General features: G+C 44.1%; 17 protein-coding genes. 4 read left to right on the forward strand and 13 right to left on the reverse strand.

What is annotated here, in order from left to right:
• Position 1: 1 nt before the first annotated feature.
• From ACJJIV_RS01530 to ACJJIV_RS01540, 3 genes are read left to right on the forward strand one after another with little or no spacing between them, the layout of a single operon-like run.
• Complete coding sequence (locus ACJJIV_RS01530; protein ID WP_444890483.1) at positions 2 to 805, forward strand: enoyl-CoA hydratase/isomerase family protein; 804 nt, start codon at positions 2 to 4, stop codon at positions 803 to 805.
• Positions 805 to 2,829, forward strand: coding sequence for an acetyl/propionyl/methylcrotonyl-CoA carboxylase subunit alpha (locus ACJJIV_RS01535; protein WP_444890484.1), 2,025 nt, complete (start codon positions 805 to 807; stop codon positions 2,827 to 2,829). Before ACJJIV_RS01530 ends, ACJJIV_RS01535 begins: the two co-directional genes overlap by 1 nt.
• A gap of 11 nt (positions 2,830 to 2,840) precedes the next feature.
• Positions 2,841 to 4,004: an acyl-CoA dehydrogenase family protein gene (locus tag ACJJIV_RS01540; RefSeq protein WP_444890485.1), complete on the forward strand. Its 1,164-nt coding sequence runs from the start codon at positions 2,841 to 2,843 to the stop codon at positions 4,002 to 4,004.
• Between the two features lie 584 nt (positions 4,005 to 4,588).
• On the opposite strand, the gene ACJJIV_RS01545 is transcribed toward ACJJIV_RS01540, so the two are convergent.
• Complete coding sequence (locus ACJJIV_RS01545; protein WP_444890486.1) at positions 4,589 to 6,358, reverse strand: DUF885 domain-containing protein; 1,770 nt, start codon at positions 6,356 to 6,358, stop codon at positions 4,589 to 4,591.
• Positions 6,359 to 7,273: 915 nt separating this feature from the next.
• Here ACJJIV_RS01545 and ACJJIV_RS01550 point away from each other — a divergent pair.
• The gene (locus ACJJIV_RS01550; protein ID WP_444890487.1) at positions 7,274 to 7,906 is read left to right on the forward strand and encodes a YrbL family protein; all 633 of its coding nucleotides are present in this window, start codon (positions 7,274 to 7,276) and stop codon (positions 7,904 to 7,906) included.
• Positions 7,907 to 8,084: 178 nt separating this feature from the next.
• Here the strand turns inward: ACJJIV_RS01550 and ACJJIV_RS01555 are convergent, their stop codons facing one another.
• The 12 genes from ACJJIV_RS01555 to ACJJIV_RS01610 form a co-directional block, all read right to left on the reverse strand.
• On the reverse strand, positions 8,085 to 8,525 hold the full coding sequence (locus ACJJIV_RS01555; RefSeq protein WP_444890488.1) for a hypothetical protein: 441 nt from the start codon (positions 8,523 to 8,525) through the stop codon (positions 8,085 to 8,087).
• A gap of 94 nt (positions 8,526 to 8,619) precedes the next feature.
• Positions 8,620 to 9,066, reverse strand: a complete 447-nt coding sequence (locus tag ACJJIV_RS01560) for a GNAT family N-acetyltransferase (protein WP_444890489.1) — start codon at positions 9,064 to 9,066, stop codon at positions 8,620 to 8,622.
• A gap of 50 nt (positions 9,067 to 9,116) precedes the next feature.
• Complete coding sequence (locus ACJJIV_RS01565; RefSeq protein ID WP_444890490.1) at positions 9,117 to 9,578, reverse strand: N-acetyltransferase; 462 nt, start codon at positions 9,576 to 9,578, stop codon at positions 9,117 to 9,119.
• Between the two features lie 168 nt (positions 9,579 to 9,746).
• Positions 9,747 to 10,214, reverse strand: a complete 468-nt coding sequence (gene ybaK, locus ACJJIV_RS01570; protein WP_444885158.1) for a Cys-tRNA(Pro) deacylase — start codon at positions 10,212 to 10,214, stop codon at positions 9,747 to 9,749.
• A 409-nt stretch (positions 10,215 to 10,623) separates the two neighbouring features.
• Complete coding sequence (locus ACJJIV_RS01575) at positions 10,624 to 11,277, reverse strand: hypothetical protein (protein WP_444890491.1); 654 nt, start codon at positions 11,275 to 11,277, stop codon at positions 10,624 to 10,626.
• A gap of 209 nt (positions 11,278 to 11,486) precedes the next feature.
• Positions 11,487 to 12,023 carry a hypothetical protein gene (locus ACJJIV_RS01580; protein ID WP_444890492.1) on the reverse strand — a complete coding sequence of 179 codons (537 nt, stop codon included), beginning with the start codon at positions 12,021 to 12,023 and terminating at the stop codon, positions 11,487 to 11,489.
• A 91-nt stretch (positions 12,024 to 12,114) separates the two neighbouring features.
• Positions 12,115 to 12,537 (reverse strand): hypothetical protein, encoded by a 423-nt coding sequence (locus ACJJIV_RS01585; protein ID WP_444890493.1) that lies wholly within the window; start codon positions 12,535 to 12,537, stop codon positions 12,115 to 12,117.
• A gap of 302 nt (positions 12,538 to 12,839) precedes the next feature.
• Entirely contained in the window at positions 12,840 to 13,274 is a 435-nt protein-coding gene (locus tag ACJJIV_RS01590; protein WP_444890494.1) for a hypothetical protein, read from the reverse strand.
• 339 nt (positions 13,275 to 13,613) lie between these two features.
• Positions 13,614 to 14,135 (reverse strand): DUF3592 domain-containing protein, encoded by a 522-nt coding sequence (locus ACJJIV_RS01595; protein ID WP_444890495.1) that lies wholly within the window; start codon positions 14,133 to 14,135, stop codon positions 13,614 to 13,616.
• Between the two features lie 146 nt (positions 14,136 to 14,281).
• Complete coding sequence (locus ACJJIV_RS01600) at positions 14,282 to 14,788, reverse strand: hypothetical protein (RefSeq protein WP_444890496.1); 507 nt, start codon at positions 14,786 to 14,788, stop codon at positions 14,282 to 14,284.
• A gap of 511 nt (positions 14,789 to 15,299) precedes the next feature.
• Positions 15,300 to 15,764, reverse strand: a complete 465-nt coding sequence (locus ACJJIV_RS01605) for a DUF2489 domain-containing protein (protein WP_444890497.1) — start codon at positions 15,762 to 15,764, stop codon at positions 15,300 to 15,302.
• Positions 15,761 to 16,693 carry an AEC family transporter gene (locus ACJJIV_RS01610; protein WP_444890498.1) on the reverse strand — a complete coding sequence of 311 codons (933 nt, stop codon included), beginning with the start codon at positions 16,691 to 16,693 and terminating at the stop codon, positions 15,761 to 15,763. The genes ACJJIV_RS01605 and ACJJIV_RS01610 overlap by 4 nt, the downstream gene beginning before the upstream one ends.
• Between the last annotated feature and the right edge of the window lie 15 nt (positions 16,694 to 16,708).

Here is a 16,708-nt window from a genome sequence, read left to right on the forward strand (position 1 = left end):
CATGGAGACAATTATTGATGAAACCATCGGCATCGCCCGCCATCTCACGCTAAACCGGCCACAACAGCGCAACGCCATCAGTTTGCAAATGGTAGATGAGCTGCTGCAAAAGCTCGCAGAAGCGGAAGAAGACCCGCAGGTGCGAGCACTGGTGCTGCGGGGTGCAGAACACAATTTCTGCGCCGGTGGGGATATTGCCGATATGCTCAATGCGCAACAGGGCGCGAGTAATGGTAATAGCGATGCGTTCTTCCACCTCAACCGCCGCTTCGGCGAATTGATGGAGCGATTTAATCGCACTCCCCTGGTAGTCATTGCGGTATTGGAAGGTGCCGTAATGGGCGGTGGTTTCGGGCTCGCTTGCAGTGCCGATATTGCCATCGCCGATCGCAGCTGCCGCTTTGCCCTGCCGGAAACCCGCCTGGGTTTACCGCCTGCTCAAATTGCTCCCTTTGTCGTAGCACGGGTCGGCCTCTCCCAGGCCCGACGCCTGGCCCTCAGCGGAGCCAAAGTCAATGCACAGCAGGCATTGGAAATTGGGTTAGTCCACCAGTTACTCGATAATTCCGAAGCCCTCGAAGGCGCGCTGCAAGAACACCTGGGCGCGATCAATGCCTGCGCTCCCGGCGCCCTGGCAACGACCAAGCAGATCTTGCTGGATGCAGCGCGGGTGAGCGATGAGACTGCCCTCGGCCAACTACTCGACGGCGCTGCAAAAGAGTTTTCCCGCGCAATTCAAGGCCATGAAGGGCGCGAAGGCGCCCGTGCATTTCTGGAAAAACGATCACCGGAGTGGCAGCACTGATGTCGACAACAGAGACCCTGTTAATCGCCAACCGCGGCGAGATCGCACTGCGAATTATGCGTACTGCCCGAGCGGAAGGCTATCGCACAGTCGCCGTCTACAGCGATGCGGACTGCGATGCACTTCACGCACAGACTGCCGATATCGCCGTAGCCATTGGCGGGCAGACTTCGGCGGAGTCCTATCTGGATATCCAAAAAATTCTCGCCGCAGCTAAAAAATCCGGAGCCACTGCCGTCCACCCCGGCTACGGCTTTCTCGCTGAGAATGCGGAATTTGCCAGCGCTTGCGAAGAGAATGGACTGAGTTTTGTTGGCCCGAGTGCCGAAGTCATAGAACTAATGGGCAACAAACGCAAAGCCAAGGAGTTTGTTGCCGCTGCCGGCGTACCCTGTATTCCCGGCTTTCAGGGTGCCCAGGACGACGATACCCTGATCGCCGAGGCGCGGCGCATTGGCTTCCCGTTAATGATAAAAGCCGCCGCAGGTGGTGGTGGGCGCGGCATGCGCCTGGCTCACGGAGACAGCGAACTGGCCTCCCAGCTGCGCGCTGCCCGCAGTGAATCCATGAGTGCATTCGGCAGCGACGAGTTAATTCTGGAAAAGGCACTGGTCAACGCTCGCCATATCGAAATCCAGGTATTTGCGGATCGTCATGGCAACTGTATTCACCTGGGGGAGCGAGATTGCTCCGTACAACGACGCCATCAAAAAGTGGTCGAAGAGTGCCCTTCCCCAGCGGTCGACACCCAGCTGCGGGAAAGAATGGGGCAAGCCGCAGTCGATGCCGCGCGAGCCTGCGGTTATCTAGGCGCGGGCACCGTAGAGTTTCTACTCTGCCCCAACGGCGAATTCTATTTCCTGGAAATGAACACCCGCTTGCAAGTAGAGCACCCGGTAACAGAAATGGTAACCGGTTTTGACTTGGTAACTTGGCAACTGGCAGTAGCACGCGGCGAAGCCCTTCCAGCCTCCCAACAGCAAATCACCCAGCATGGCCACGCCATTGAAGTCCGCCTTTATGCCGAAGACCCGGAACAACAATTCCTACCCCAGGCCGGAAAAGTGCTCCACTGGAAGACGCCAAAGGGGCAAGGAATCCGTATCGACCACGCCTTGAAAAGTGGTTGCGAAATTACGCCATTTTACGACCCCATGCTCGGCAAATTAATTGCCTGGGGGCAGAATCGAGAAGAAGCTCGGCGCAAGCTAACCCAAGCCCTAAGCCAGCTGGAATTTATCGGTCCTAAAAACAATATCCATTTCCTGCAGAAGATCCTGGCCGAATCACAGTTTATCGCTGGCGATGCCGATACCAGTTTTCTCGACCAAAACAGCACGCTGACATCCGCAGAATCGGTTCCAGCAGTAGTTGCAGCCCAAGCCGCATTACTGAATCACTTGCACCAAGCCAACCCTCAGGATCGGCGCAGCGGCCGCAGTGACTGGCGCAGTGGCGACAACAGCGTGCCGACCAACTACCGACTGGAAATTTCAGGAAAAACTCTAAACTGTGAGCTGCTGGCGTTAGTAGATAATTCTTATCAAATCTCAGTAGGCGACCAGCAGTTCCTGATTCAGTGGGTCCATTTTGAGAAATCACAAAAAGAAAGTGGAGTTTATAGCGCTGAACTCCTGCTGGATGGCGTTAGCCAAAAGAGACTGTTCCTAGCCAACCAAAGCAATCTGCATCTCCTGTTAGACGGCAGGCAATTTCATTTTGTCGATATCACCCACGCCCCCGCCAAATCGAGCCTTAACGAAGGAAGTGGTCGCATCACGGCTCCTATGGACGGTTGCCTGGTGCAGGTATTGGTTGAGCCCAATCAAAGCGTTCTACGGGGAGACACTATCGCCTTAATGGAAGCCATGAAAATGGAGCACGCCCTGCGCGCAGACCGCGACGGTACCGTAATTAAACTGGGCGCCTGTGAAGGAGACCAGGTACGCGGTGGCCAGCTGTTAGTTCAAATCGAAGCCACTCCCACGGAAACCGCCAAAATTCCCAGTGACGCTACTTCCTAAAGGAGATCAGCATGTACGATATTGATGCCTCCCGTATGGCAAGCCCCTTTTATGACGAAGGCCATCAGGAATGGCGCACCCAGTTGCGCCGCTTTGTCGACCGCGAAATCAGCCCCTATATCACTCAATGGGACGAAGACGGCCAACTGCCCGCTGAACTTTGGAAAAAAGCGGCAGAAGTTGGCCTTCTGCAGATGAGTTATCCGGAAAACTACGGCGGCATCGAAACCGATGTCTTCCATATGATTGTTGCCGCAGAGGAGTTAGCCCGCCCCGGCGCAGGTGGACTCTACGCCAGCCTAATGGTCCACGGCATTGCCCTGCCCCCATTATTGCACTATGGCAGTGAGGCCCTAAAAGATCAGGTTATTCCCTCGGTATTACGTGGCGAAAAGCATATTTCCCTGGCAATTACCGAACCAGGCGCAGGCTCCGATGTAGCCAATCTCCAGTGCCGCGCAGAGCGTGATGGGGATGACTATATCGTTACCGGCGAAAAGACCTATATCACCGGCGGTATGCGCGCTAACTGGTTTACTACTGCCGTACGCACTGGCGAAGAAGGCTTCGGCGGTATCTCCCTACTCTTAATCCCTACGGATGCCGAAGGCGTTAGCCGGCAGCTTCTCGATAAAAAGCAGGGCTGGTGGTGTTCTGATACGGCCAGTATCTTTTTTGATCAGGTGCGCGTGCCCACGAGTAATCTAATTGGCGGTGAGAACCAAGGTTTCTTGCCCATAGTGCACAACTTCAATCGCGAGCGCCTGGGCATTGCCGCTTCCTGTGTAGAATTCAGCCGGGTCTGTTTGCAGGACGCCATTGAGTGGGCCCAGGAGCGCCAGACTTTCGGAAAGCGTCTCGCCAATCACCAGGTGATTCGACACAAATTTGCCCAGATGCTTCAACGCATCAATGCCACCCAAGCCTATCTGAACCTCTGTGCCTGGGCAGAGCAACAACATCAGCTCAAGGTAGCCGATATCGCACTACTCAAAGTTCAAGCCACAGAAACCCTTGAGTTCTGCGCCCGGGAGGCTATGCAAGTGTTAGGTGGTGCGGGCTATATGCGCGGCAGCCGTGTTGAGCGTATATATCGTGAAGTGCGAGTGAATGCGATTGGTGGCGGATCTGAAGAAATTATGCGGGATCTAGCGTCCAGGCAAATGGGGATTTAGTAAGTGTAAGGCCCCCTGAAAACATTCATATTAATAATTACGAAGCTTTATTTGGGGTAGTTACTTTGACTCAGGCAGCAGCAACTTCTTAAGAGAACAATTAACTACCCACTTTATAACCATCTTAATAACTACCAGAGGAATAAAAACATAGAGATAGCGAAGAGAATTGTGTGATATTTAGAAAATTCATCCCAAAAATTCACTTTCCCAAAGAGTATTTCTGCATAAGGATCACCAAAGATCCAATCCGGCCTCTCCCCTCGAGCCAACCTGTTACATACAGCATGAAAGGCATAAAAGGAAGAACCCCTCGGTTTGAAAAACAAAGCCATCGGACTTCCATCCCTAAGCCATTTTTCATGGTACCTCTCAAATTGGTACTTAATCAGATCAGATAACTTTAGGTGACTGATTAAAATCGTAACTGGGAAGGAAAAAACCACTATAGTAAAAAAATTAAACATAGCCCAATTCGGGAACCCAACTTATATAGCGCTGACACTTAATCAAAAATTAATTGGCACCCAACTGTGTAGCTCAGGCTCGCAATAACACGAGCCCGAGATCAGACTTAAAAGCAGCTACCCTTGCTTCTTATCCTGAATGAAACCCCTTACCTGCTCACTTAGTACGGCCATAGGAACATTGCCATTTCTCAGAATGATTTCATGGAAGTCCTTAATATCGAAGTCTTCACCAAGTTCATTTTGCATCAGTTCTCGCAAGGCGAAAATCTCGAGGGCACCAGAGTCATAAGAGGTAAGCTGGGCCGGCATTACTGCCATTCGGTCCATTAGAGTCCTCGGGCCTTTCGCAAATGAAGCGCCAGAATCCTGCAAAAACTCCGCAACTTTTTCATCACTCCAACCAAGTACATGCATTGCGGTATCCGCTACCATACCTCGCGCAGGCCAAGTACGCCTAAGGATTTTGGTGGACCCATACTGATACATTCCAGCTTCTTCCGCTAGATGTTCAGAGTACCTGCCCCAACCTTCAGCAAACGCAGAGTTAGACAATGCATCTTCTATTTTATGAAACTTTTCCTGCTCCTGTACGAGAGCAATTTGCATATGATGGCCCGGGTACCCTTCATGGATAGTTACCTTCTCTGCAGAAGCGTATGACTCATCCTGGTAGGTTGTCGGATCATATCCAAATCTTGCCTTTCGCTCCTTAGTGCCCGGAATATAGTGTGCACTGCGACCAGAACCCTGCTCATGTTCAGGGATGGCCTTCACTTCCATTTCGATCAAAGGCATTTCATGGAAAAAGTCTACGGTTAAATCTCTAGACTTATTTACCAAGCGCTCAAAAAACTGGTGCATTTCATCAGCGCTGTTAAATTTCTGAGTTTTATCTTCACTGGCCCTTGCCACTGCCTCAGAATAGGAATCTACTTGATAGAACGCCTTGCCTAAGCGAACCACTTCGCTCTTGTTTGCGTTGACAGCACTTAAACCCAACTCAAAAACTTCTTCTGGTGTTCTCTGCAATGTCGTATAAGAACGATACTGAGCCATATAGCATTCACGGCCATTAGGAATCGCATGGATGCCAAGCTCGGCTCTGGCTTCAGGTAAATAGGAGGATTCTAGAAAATTCTTATAATTCACCATTGAGGGAATAACGTGATCTGAAAGCACCTGTTTAAATGCTGCCTCAAATTCCGGGTCCTTAGCTTTCTTCGCTAAACCCAGGAAAGGATGCTCATCAATGGGTACTTGGGTCAAACCATCAACTTGCTGAATGACTCGCTTAACCACACTCTGAGGTGCAGAGTAACCTTGCTCCAACCCACGGCGAAGATTGGCTATTTCTTGCTCATAGTAACGAGCCGCGTCAAGCCAGCGCTCAATCGCATCTGCCCTGTCTTGGGCAGTTTCAACTGGCTGAACCTCCGTCAAAAAGCCAAGTATAATATGGGGACCGAACATATGATCAACAGACCAGAGTTCAGTCTTACAGACCCTTAAACCAACATTCGACTCCAATCGCTCTTTCAGCTTGAAGTAGAACACTTTCTCTTGATCACTTTTTAGCCCATTCAGATCTATTTCAGCCAATTTACTGAGAATTTTGTCCTCAGAGGCCGCTAGAGAGGCAGAGTTCGCGGGGGAGTTACTTAAGAAAAGGTTGTGCCTGTCCAGCTCCATATCTGAGAAGTAAGCATATGGTTGGAAATTTTCTAAATATACTTCGGCATACTGATCCGCTAAGCTATAGAGTAACACCGAATCGTCAACGGCTTTCTTATCAGTCACACCAGTCTTATTATCGGCAACAGAGCACCCCATAAGAACCGATGAAACTACCAATGCACCTAAACCCGCTCTCTTTACATTAATCATTCTTATAAGACCGCAACATAAAATTAACTAAAAAGGCTTCTAAAAAGAAAACTTCAATTTTCTGTTTTATAGTAAGCACTGAAATAAAATGAGTTTCAACACCCCAAATGCGAAGTATCGGCGAAGCGAGGGTATTGATAGATAAACCCCAAAGATAAAATATATGACTCTTTTGATTGATAGAGTCAATAGTGGAGAGGAATAGTCATTAGGCTTCGGTTAGACTATTGCTCGTGTCTGAAAATTTAAGATAGAAAATCATCGCAGTAAATGATAAGAAGCATAAGTTAATCTTTAAACAAATCGAGCATTATCAGATTTCATTAAACCTAAAGAAAATACTGCTATTCTTCACCGGCAATAGGTATGCCCACATAGCCATTAACGGCAGCTTTCCCAAAAGAGCACCCTCAGCACACATATAACCTCTATTCAATTTATAAAAACATACTCCTTCAAACGTGCTGCTTAGCACACTCTATTACTTTCTCAACTCAGATTTTTCGATTATTTTTCGTGCACGCAGCACCAGTGGCCTCCATGGCCAGCCCTTACGGTGCTTGCAGAGCCATTTATACTCAGCATTGCGACTGTTTGAAAGGTCCAGCAAAGCCACATCTTGATTTAAAGCCAGAGACATCACGAAATTATTCAGGGACTCTCTTAGTTTTCAGAAACATACATCTACTCTCTCCCTAACTACCAATTGCTAAACCACCGTATCTATACAAATAAAGTCCACTAGAGTTTACAGCCAGTATCAGCACAGCAGCTAAACCCATTTTCTCTCAACTAACATTTCGCAAGAGAAAAAGTAAATATTAACTATAATTAAGTAGTCATTCCCTTTGATCAGCTACCAAGCCTCAAAGTGGAATACAAAATAAAAAAGACTAGTTTTCTTGAGCAACCACTATGGATATGCAGTTAAGGTTAGACCAAGCCATCGCAAAGGGAAATGAGAAGCTAGTATTTCCTCACCCGGAATCAGATGATCTCCTTATTAAAGTAATCAGTGATCAGTTTAGAAGAACAATGGATTACAAGTTTTCCATTTCCACTCGGTTACGCCGACTTACTTACTATTGGCCATACATAAAGGAGGTTTCCGAGCACATCTATTTGCGCGAAGGTAAGGTGAAAGATATGCACTATGTACAAGAATTTAAAGGATTTGTGGATACTAACTTAGGGCTGGGAATTACTGTAAGAGCCGTCAAAAAACATACTGGAGAGTTAGCTGATACTCTTCATAAATTGATCACCAGCCAGGAGTTCAACCAGAAGCATATCGACGGCCTTATTGACCTACTAGAATGGTTAGAGCAGACCTTTATTGTCGTTCGTGACTTACGTACGGTTAATATTGTATGGGATGAGATTAATAGCCATTTTGTGGTTATCGACGGCATTGGTAGCCGTAGACTCCCATCTCTACGAACAATATCCCGCTTATATAACCAGAGGGCTAACCGCAGGTGCACAGCCAAATTACGTAGACTCGTTAACAAAGAACTTAAAAAATCAGGGTATGAGTTGCTCTTTTAGAGATACACCCAACTCCATATGTCCTCTTCTTTGAGATGGCAAAGTTATGTTGGCTACATCAGATATTAATGTAAAGCTTTTAGAAGCTAATTCTATTTTGAGCAAAAGGATCATGCAAATTAAGCGATGCTTTAGATTCTTACTGTTGTATTTTTAGTGACAATTCTTAACAGCTTGGTTAGGCCTCGCTAGATAAACGCTCCCATGACTGATGCAAGCCTAGCAAGTAGGTTACACCTAAAGTAAAACACAATGCTGAACTAACAAGCCAAAAGGTTAATGAGTTATCTGGAAAAGCCGGCATTATAAAGTAAAAACCAAGCGCCCTCACAAGCAACACTAGAGATATAAGTGTCAGCCCTGTGCGTAATAATGGGAGTCTGAATATATGGCCACCCCCGGAAAAAGCATAGGCAGACCAAACTAGTAAAACACTCACAATAATCCCTGTAACTATTGTAGGGTAAGAATCTCCAGCTTCAGCCATTTGAGCCATTGCCTCTCCGGCACCTAAAAATCGATACCATTCCGCACCAAACAGAATACAACCAGCATGCAACCCTGCAACGATCAGAGTAAGTATTCCCGCCAATTCCAAATAATTAAATCTACCAGTCATATTTGATTCCTTAGAAAGAGCTAGCCCATCGCCTAGGTAAAGCTAGGGCAACCTCTGGGAGCCCTGTAGGGTCGGAGTAATAAACATCGAGATGCTAACACTTCTTATTTGAACAAACCATTTCGATAGCCTGCACCGGCGTACCATTGTATTCAGCAGTGAACTCTTTAGTTGTTTCAAATCCAACCTTTTGATAACACTTGATTGCAGGCCAATTAGATTTTGCAACGAACAACTTAGCTTGGCCACTGATCTTTGTTAGCAGAAACTCAAGTATCGACTTCCCTACCCCTTCCCCTCTGGCACTCGGACATACAAACAGAGCTCGAATTTCTTGCTGGAACATTGCGCCATAGCCAAGAATTGTTTCATCTTCGTAGACGTAAATATCTGACTCCCTTAGCGCTGACAGCCTCTTCGCATCTTTTTCCAACGGCAGAAACTCAAATTCCACAGCTTCAAATCTAAGCTCATCTAACTTAGAGAGAGTATAGATCTCCAAGATTCTTGGAAAGTCTGTAGCAATGAACGTTCGAATCATCCTGAATACTAAATTTTCTAGTGTCTATCAACATTGATTTTTGAACAATGTTATTTCAACTTAATTTTATACGTTGTAAATTTACTGCCATATATTTCAGACTCATGAATATCCTCAGCGACTTTCTCCAAGAACTTATAAATAGGACGAGTGTGATGGAAGTTGACTAATACCTCATCATGATTAAGCTCCCGCGCCCACCTCATTAGATCTTTAAACACTATTCTACCTACCCCCCAAAACTGGTCATCAATGACAATCGCGATCTCATACTTTCCACATTCTTGTTGAATTCCACACCAACCAGCTAATTCATCATCAACAATAATGGCTCTAACTCTACAACCTGCCTCTTTATCTACCTCTATTTTTGAATGCATCCACTCTGTTACTGTTTTAAGTGTAAATATCTCATGCTCAATCAAATGCTTTCTTGTCTTATGGCCATTTAATATAGGCAGAAATTTGTGCGGATTAACCTCGCTAAATTTTAGATATTCGATAGCTTTCATAGTATTTTCAGCTTTATTGTTCGCAATGGTGTATCAATCCCCATTACCAGCACACCCCTTGTGTAGTTTGAAACGTATGGAATTGCTAAGTTTAGCCCTTGAAAATTTGTATTTTGATCATAATCACTCCCCTACTAGTTTAATCACTCAATACAATTAGATATGTAATTACTGACATATTTCAGAAAAAACTCCGCTGACAAGACTTGCCAAGTCATCAGGAGCCAGCTCTATTTCAAGCCCCCTGCGGCCCGCACTAATATAAATCGTAGCGTTATTTCTAGCCGAAGAATCAATGATGGTTTTAAGTCGCCTTTTTTGACCTAATGGGCTAACACCTCCTAACACATAACCAGTTGATCTTTCTACATCTGATTTTGGAGCCATTGTGGCTTTCTTAGCGCCAGCAGATTTTGCTAAGAGCTTCATACTGAGCATTGATGAAACAGGAATTATCCCAACGGCCAGCTCTTTGTTTTCCAGGCTAACAACTAGTGTTTTGAAGACCCTAGACTCGGGCACCCCTAATTTTTCAGCAGCCTCCAATCCGTATGATTCACTCGATGAATCATGCGTGTATTCATGTACTTTATGAGAGATTTTAGCCTTCTTGGCCATAGAAATTGCTGGTGTCATTTTACACTTGAGCCTCTAATATCCGTAACTGGGCGACTGGCAAGTAGCATTACTATCTCATTGAAAACCAAAGGTCTGCTACAACCTATTAGTGTTTATGCCTTGCCATACCTTATCAATTAGCCACCATAACAGATTGCAGCTCTCAAACGAATGTAGCAATCGAAATCTGATAATGTAAATATGAAGAAATCTATAGAACCCTGACCGATGAGTTTAGAGTAGAATTTTTACGGCTGAGAAGGTTTTCATAGATACCAAAGGACCCCCCCGCTAAGTTTCTTTCCTAATCTTTTAGATTCAGCCCTTACATTACCTAAAATTTCATACAGCCCAATGCTGAAAATTCGCATCAGGTATTCCTAGTGCAGCACATAAGCGAAATAAAACTGCGATTACTAATTTTATATTAAGAGGACTGATTGATGCGTGGTATCGCCCAACGTACAACCCCTGCAATCCATAGAAACCCTATAAGGCCCCCTAAATAGACATTCATAGTTCCCCCCGGGGCTATAAAGCCTTTGTGACCGAATACAGTAATGGTCTCAATTGCCTGCTCTACAAAGAAAATGATACTGAGCCATGTAAGCCAACGCGGGATCTCAACATATTTATCAAACCCTACAACAAGGAAAGCTATCGCCATCGCAGTTGTTGACCCATTCACCAAAGGCCCCCAATAAGAAGATATGTCAAAGAGTGTGCGCGCAACTGCAGGCTCTAATCCTTCAGGATGCAGTGCCAATCCTGCCCATAGCCAAGCCTGTACCTGGGCAGTGATGGCAAATCCTAGTACACCTGCCAGAAAGATATACCTACTCGGCTTTGGCAACAAGGCTGAAACCTGCCCACCAAAGATAGCGAGGCCAAGAGAAAAGAAAGCGGCTGTCCAAGCATAAAATCGAGCGTTCGATCCATTATTTAAAAACCAATGGACTATTTGCTCACCACTAGAATCGATAGTTGGATACGAGCTGCCTAATGCGACAAAACCGGCGACATAAAATGCGCCAGTAATCAATATATTTATCAGTAAAATCTTTGACGGTTTTATGCTCATATAGGGCAGCCCCTTATGAAACGTGCAACATCACCATTTATAGACCTCTGTATCATAAATGATAACCACCCAGCCTAATAGAGATGTAATGACAGTCGCTTTAGCCGTCTATATTGTACTCCTGCGGCCTCTTAGCCAGATATAGGTTGCACCACTTCGCCTATTAGTAGAATTCATATGGGGCTCAGCTAGTAGAATTCATATGGGGCTCAGCTTACAAGAGGCGGCTTAGTCTGGTTTTTTACTCTCCATACCACCCTTTCTAATCGAATTAGGTAAGCGCGTCTGTAGACAGCATAACTACCCCAAGCAGCACCAATTGAAGCGACACAGAAGATAATATAAAAGCTTGATAACGCTTGATACCTTACCAAAAAGCTAACGGCAGTAAGCATACATAAAGCTGCCACACCAGCCACTTTCATTTTTCCGGTAATTATCGCATAACCTCTATAAACAGAAGAGTGATATAGCCCGCAAACCACAGAAAAGACGGCACATAAAATCAGTACCTCAATATCGGCATCAGGATATGAAAAAGCAATGAACAGAAGAAGACCCCCTAATACCGATGTTATCTTATCTCCTCTATAGCCAGCTTCCTCCCAAAAAATATTGTAGATATGATTGGGATCTCTATCCGACTCCGTTAAATTCTTTACCCACACTAGAATCAACAATAAGATCGCGAGCAAACGGAGAGCAAAGATACCAAATGTAATCACCCCAAGCAAAATATCATTCATAATCTAATTTGTACTTAAAACCTCAGACGCCCACAGCTAAGAACTAACAACATAGAGTGCAGGCTATCGGGTGACGATATTTATTAACTTATCAGCAGGATTCAACATGAAGCCTCCACTCAGGTGAATAGCGTGAGTAACTATAGTCTTCTGAGTATTCACTGATATAACTGTACCCGGGACCTCGCCCAGATAGTTTGACCAGAAACTGCTGAAAGTTAGCTAGGATATCACCACTTCCGTATACTCTTAAAATGTTTCGGCTATTCCAATCATCCATTGAGAAGTAGTCATTAGCTTTGTTCTGAAGAGCCGTAAAAAGCTCCTCTTTTGTTTCATCACAAATAATCTCGATTGATACTTCTGACTCAGACATCATGAGCATTGGCTTATTCGAACTAATGGCTATTCCAACATTATCAGCTAATCGTAAGTAATCCTCTGATTTCGCATATAGGACAAGATCATCAATCAATCCATTTGACCGAAACATTTGTCTTGCTTCTATTTTCACTATTTTTCACCCAAATAAATTATAAACGTTAACCAGAACTTGAATGCCCGACCCCGGTAGGTCTGTGCACCAGATAATATCAACAACAAATATTGATATTCTGATTTTGGATAACTTACCCAGAACTTCCAACTCAGTGAAGATTGATCAAGATAGCCGCTTAAATAAGGGAAACCGAACCCAATATAGTTTATCAGCGCCTTCCATTAAAAAAATGGCAGGCAGGTAAAATGTATTTTTCATTTCAATTTCGATCTTTATTATTCCAACTTAACGACAAATCGTCTCACTTGCGAATTACTTCATGCGCCTTCGAAAATTCGAAGGACCTTCTCACCCAACCAAACCATAAAACCAAAGATTAGGCAGCTAATACCACCACCAAGCACTGCGGAAACCAATGCACTAATACCGTGTACTTGCTCACCATTTGCGATAATTGTTCCAAAACCAAAAAAACCAAGAATGCCTAGAAACAACCATAACAACCCGATACTGCAACAGCACGCAAAAAAACAACGTTTAAAAGTAAATGAACCGTTGCCTTTATTGACCGCTCTTTGCAAAGGGGGCGCCCCAGACAATTTCACTATTCGTTCATTCAGTTCTTGAACCTCCACCTTTTTCCTGGATAGTTCAGATTGAATCTCAATATATTTTTCCGGATACTTTTCCTGATCCATTCCATCGATGGCTTCTTGTAATTCTTGAATGGTGTAATTTTCAACTTCTTTCATGGTTAATTCTGCAGTAATCATAATACACTAATAAAGGGCAGCCAGAATGTTTTGAGCAACTTATACCCTATTACTGAAGACACCCACTGGACAATAAATATTGCACAATAAGCCTCCTAACACACTCTTTACAATACCTCCAGATTACCATTCAATGGGATGCACACTTCACTGATTTAAAAATTTTAAGAAAACCTCCTACCTCAGATAAAATAGAGCACTCATATCAATTTACGCATAACACCAATCCCAGGCACCGCTAAAATTCAACAGCCCTTGAGATCTAAACGCAGCTTCCAAAAAAAGTTTCCGCCAAGGAAGTCATGATGTAATGTCTTTTTAGGTATTTTGTGCTTTATACATAGCCAGATCATACTGCAATAACAAATGTTCATATAACCCTGAAAAATAATTATTTTTCAATAAAACAATTAAAGCAATACCCAGAATTGGAATTAACGGCACCAAAATGGCACTTAGCCGGCTGAATGGCGCCACCTCTAAGCATGCAAACTCATTTACCTTTGGATTTACCCTAACCTCAACAACGTCCCCTGGTCGGTATTTCTTGGTAAGGTAGGTTTCATACTCTAAACTTGGAAACAGATCATAACCCCGCAAGACTGGCATTTCAGATTTGTACACCTTCCCTTTAAATTTATAATTGAATGCAATTATTGCTTCAGTTACATTCTTCCCATTGAGATCCAACTGATTCAATAATCTGGAGTGCGTTATTTCTCCAACTACCACAGGCCAATTACTGAATGTTTTACGTAGCTTCAGATAAATGAATACCTGGAAAAACCCAAACAAAATCATGAGCACCGGAATAAGTAGCTGTACAAATTTAAAAACCATCAATTTATACCCCTAGAGTCGTTGGCAACAGCAGCCAGCCCTGGATACTTCATGTGTGCAAATAGGAGTGGACCTACCACAAAACATATATAAGGTTTCCAGCAAAAATATCGGAGCCTCTACTTAACTGCCGGCAATAGTTAACGTTACTCAACACGATCCCTACCGATCAACTCGCGGAGTCTATCAAGAATAATTTTTTTCTGCCTTTCTTTATCCAAATCCTTTTCTGGAGGAATATATTTACCAAGAACCTCCTTTGCCTCTAGTGAGTACTTTGTATCAACTGCAGTGCTAGGATATTTTTCTCGATAATCTTTTGCTCGTGATAGAAAAGTGTGCAAATGATATTTATCATCCTCAGAAATTTTCATATTCAGCATTTTACTAGCACCTATCACGGCGAAATCAATACGCAAATCATAGCTATTTAAAAGGGATTCTACGCCCCCCGCATGATAAACCTCCAAATTATTTAGCGCATCAAAACCAGGGGTTAGCGTTATTTCAAGCATTTCACTATAAGCATTTTCTGCCACTTGCACGCAAACTTTTGACGCAATCTCCAGCTTTTCTTCACAACTCTCTTTTGCGGAAAGTAAGACTGGGCCACCCCCAAATAAAACCAATATAAATACACACAACCTGCTCATATCAAAGCTCTATTGGTAAATTTAAAAAATCACTCTCCTTTGTATTCCTGGACCGGAAGATACATAGAAGCTAAAAAGGAAACCCCTTCAGCAAATGAAAGCTATCGACGATAGAGTCACCAAGCAGGCAGATAACACGGGTTCTATAAATATCCGCTTTCTTTACCTCAGATAAAGCTGCCAATTTCATTAAAAATCAATGAGTTAGCCCACTTCCAAGTGCTGCAAACAGACGAGGCTGGTTTTGGCTTTAGATACCTTGAGCGGGATTAGGCTAAAAAGCAGGCTAGATGTCAACTTATTAAAACAAGGAAACATATCTAAGCTGACGTTTACACTTAATAGCAGGTGAGTTAAATGGGATACATTCTCACAAATGTGAGATTTAATAAAAAATTAATCCGAAAGGAAATTCAGAATAGCTTAAAGGGAAAGGCTTCACCTAATCTCAACGAGCAGATTTCTGCTCGCTGAGTAGTTTAAATAATGAATCACTTGTCAGTTTTTGAGTTCAAAAAGTACGACCCAAAATACGCTTAGCTGCATCTAGGGCGAAATCTTTATAGTCCGCTTCCACCTGCGCCATCTCCAACTCATACTGGAATTGTTCTTTGCGCGGGAGTGCTTTCCATTCTTTTAGAATTGGAATATGGCTGGTTTTTTCTGCAATGGTGTAGAAAGCAACAAACTCTTCTCGCACACTATCTTCCACCTGAAGCGCATCCAGAAGTACGCGGATGCGAATGGAAGCTTCAGTAAGCCCTACTCCATCATCCAGTAGTGAACGCGCAATAATCTGAATGCTATCGTTCACTCTTTGGCGCTGCTCTTGTGCGGCCTGCTCCAATTCAGCCAGCTGTTCGGCCTGTTTTTTTTGAGCGACAGCAAGCTTTCGCAAGTAGTAACCGGCAAGAGTAGCGAGGAAGAAAATTATTAATGCTGCAATAACTAACACAAAAACTGGAAAAACAGTCATTCAAATAACACCTTAAATATCGTCAATACAAAACTAGCAGTAATGATAGAAAGCAATGTACTTAGCCCAATTATATTTGCTGCCATACGGCTGTTTCCACCCATACCTTCTGCAGTCACAAAGCAAACTGAAGAACTGGGAACTGCAGCCATTAATACCAATACACCCAATTCTTGTTGCTCAAGACGAAACAGCCAACCTAGTATTAGCATCGCCATAGGCACCAGTAATAACTTGATCGCTGACGCTCCAAATGTTGCTAATGAACTATCACGAAGCAATTTAAAATCAAAACTAGCGCCAATACACAGCAAAGCCAGTGGTAACGTAATTGATCCCACCTCAGTTCCCGCTTGCAAGAGGACTTGAGGAAGTTGTACATTCAATTCTCGCAACAAAAGTGCTAACAAAACTGAAAAAATCAGGGGATTTTTTCCAATCTCTTTGAGTAACACTTTCCAGCTGAACTTTCTATCTTCACTATAATAAGCAAGCAGAACTACTGCAGCTGCATTGTAAACAATACTGACAAAAGCAACTAAGAGTTCTCCTTGGGCCAGGCCACTCAAGCCATAAGCACTTTCCACCCATGCCAATCCAACAATTGCCATATTGCCTCGAAAGGCGGCATGAATAAACGTGCTTCGATCATTGTGCCTTACATGAAATGCAAGAAAAAAGGCCATTGGGATTGTTATAAAAGTACCGAGAACTCCTGCAGTTAAAAATAAAAACTCTTCCTTCGGACCAGCATCTGACATGTAAATATTAAAAAATAACAGGGCTGGTAATGTTATGTTAAAGACAAACCTGGATAATTTATCAACAAATTGTTTTTCTAGCGCTCTGAAACGAGCAAAAAAATATCCTGCAGTCATGGTAAGGAAAATTGGACTAATTACTGAAAACGAAAATGCCAGCTCCTCCATATTAGTCCTCTCTAT

The organism is Microbulbifer mixtoriginis (SeqCode), assembly GCF_052466765.1.

Excerpts from the sequence above, each read along its gene's own strand:
- ACJJIV_RS01550 (WP_444890487.1), top strand. The coding sequence starts at position 7,274 with ATGGATATGCAGTTAAGGTTAGACCAAGCCATCGCAAAGGGAAATGAG.
- ACJJIV_RS01605 (WP_444890497.1), bottom strand. The coding sequence starts at position 15,764 with ATGACTGTTTTTCCAGTTTTTGTGTTAGTTATTGCAGCATTAATAATT.
- ACJJIV_RS01590 (WP_444890494.1), bottom strand. The coding sequence starts at position 13,274 with ATGAAAGAAGTTGAAAATTACACCATTCAAGAATTACAAGAAGCCATC.
- ACJJIV_RS01560 (WP_444890489.1), bottom strand. The coding sequence starts at position 9,066 with ATGATTCGAACGTTCATTGCTACAGACTTTCCAAGAATCTTGGAGATC.
- ybaK (WP_444885158.1), bottom strand. The coding sequence starts at position 10,214 with ATGACACCAGCAATTTCTATGGCCAAGAAGGCTAAAATCTCTCATAAA.
- ACJJIV_RS01610 (WP_444890498.1), bottom strand. The coding sequence starts at position 16,693 with ATGGAGGAGCTGGCATTTTCGTTTTCAGTAATTAGTCCAATTTTCCTT.
- ACJJIV_RS01535 (WP_444890484.1), top strand. The coding sequence starts at position 805 with ATGTCGACAACAGAGACCCTGTTAATCGCCAACCGCGGCGAGATCGCA.
- ACJJIV_RS01545 (WP_444890486.1), bottom strand. The coding sequence starts at position 6,358 with ATGATTAATGTAAAGAGAGCGGGTTTAGGTGCATTGGTAGTTTCATCG.
- ACJJIV_RS01565 (WP_444890490.1), bottom strand. The coding sequence starts at position 9,578 with ATGAAAGCTATCGAATATCTAAAATTTAGCGAGGTTAATCCGCACAAA.
- ACJJIV_RS01530 (WP_444890483.1), top strand. The coding sequence starts at position 2 with ATGGAGACAATTATTGATGAAACCATCGGCATCGCCCGCCATCTCACG.
- ACJJIV_RS01580 (WP_444890492.1), bottom strand. The coding sequence starts at position 12,023 with ATGAATGATATTTTGCTTGGGGTGATTACATTTGGTATCTTTGCTCTC.
- ACJJIV_RS01600 (WP_444890496.1), bottom strand. The coding sequence starts at position 14,788 with ATGAGCAGGTTGTGTGTATTTATATTGGTTTTATTTGGGGGTGGCCCA.
- ACJJIV_RS01555 (WP_444890488.1), bottom strand. The coding sequence starts at position 8,525 with ATGACTGGTAGATTTAATTATTTGGAATTGGCGGGAATACTTACTCTG.
- ACJJIV_RS01595 (WP_444890495.1), bottom strand. The coding sequence starts at position 14,135 with ATGGTTTTTAAATTTGTACAGCTACTTATTCCGGTGCTCATGATTTTG.
- ACJJIV_RS01575 (WP_444890491.1), bottom strand. The coding sequence starts at position 11,277 with ATGAGCATAAAACCGTCAAAGATTTTACTGATAAATATATTGATTACT.
- ACJJIV_RS01540 (WP_444890485.1), top strand. The coding sequence starts at position 2,841 with ATGTACGATATTGATGCCTCCCGTATGGCAAGCCCCTTTTATGACGAA.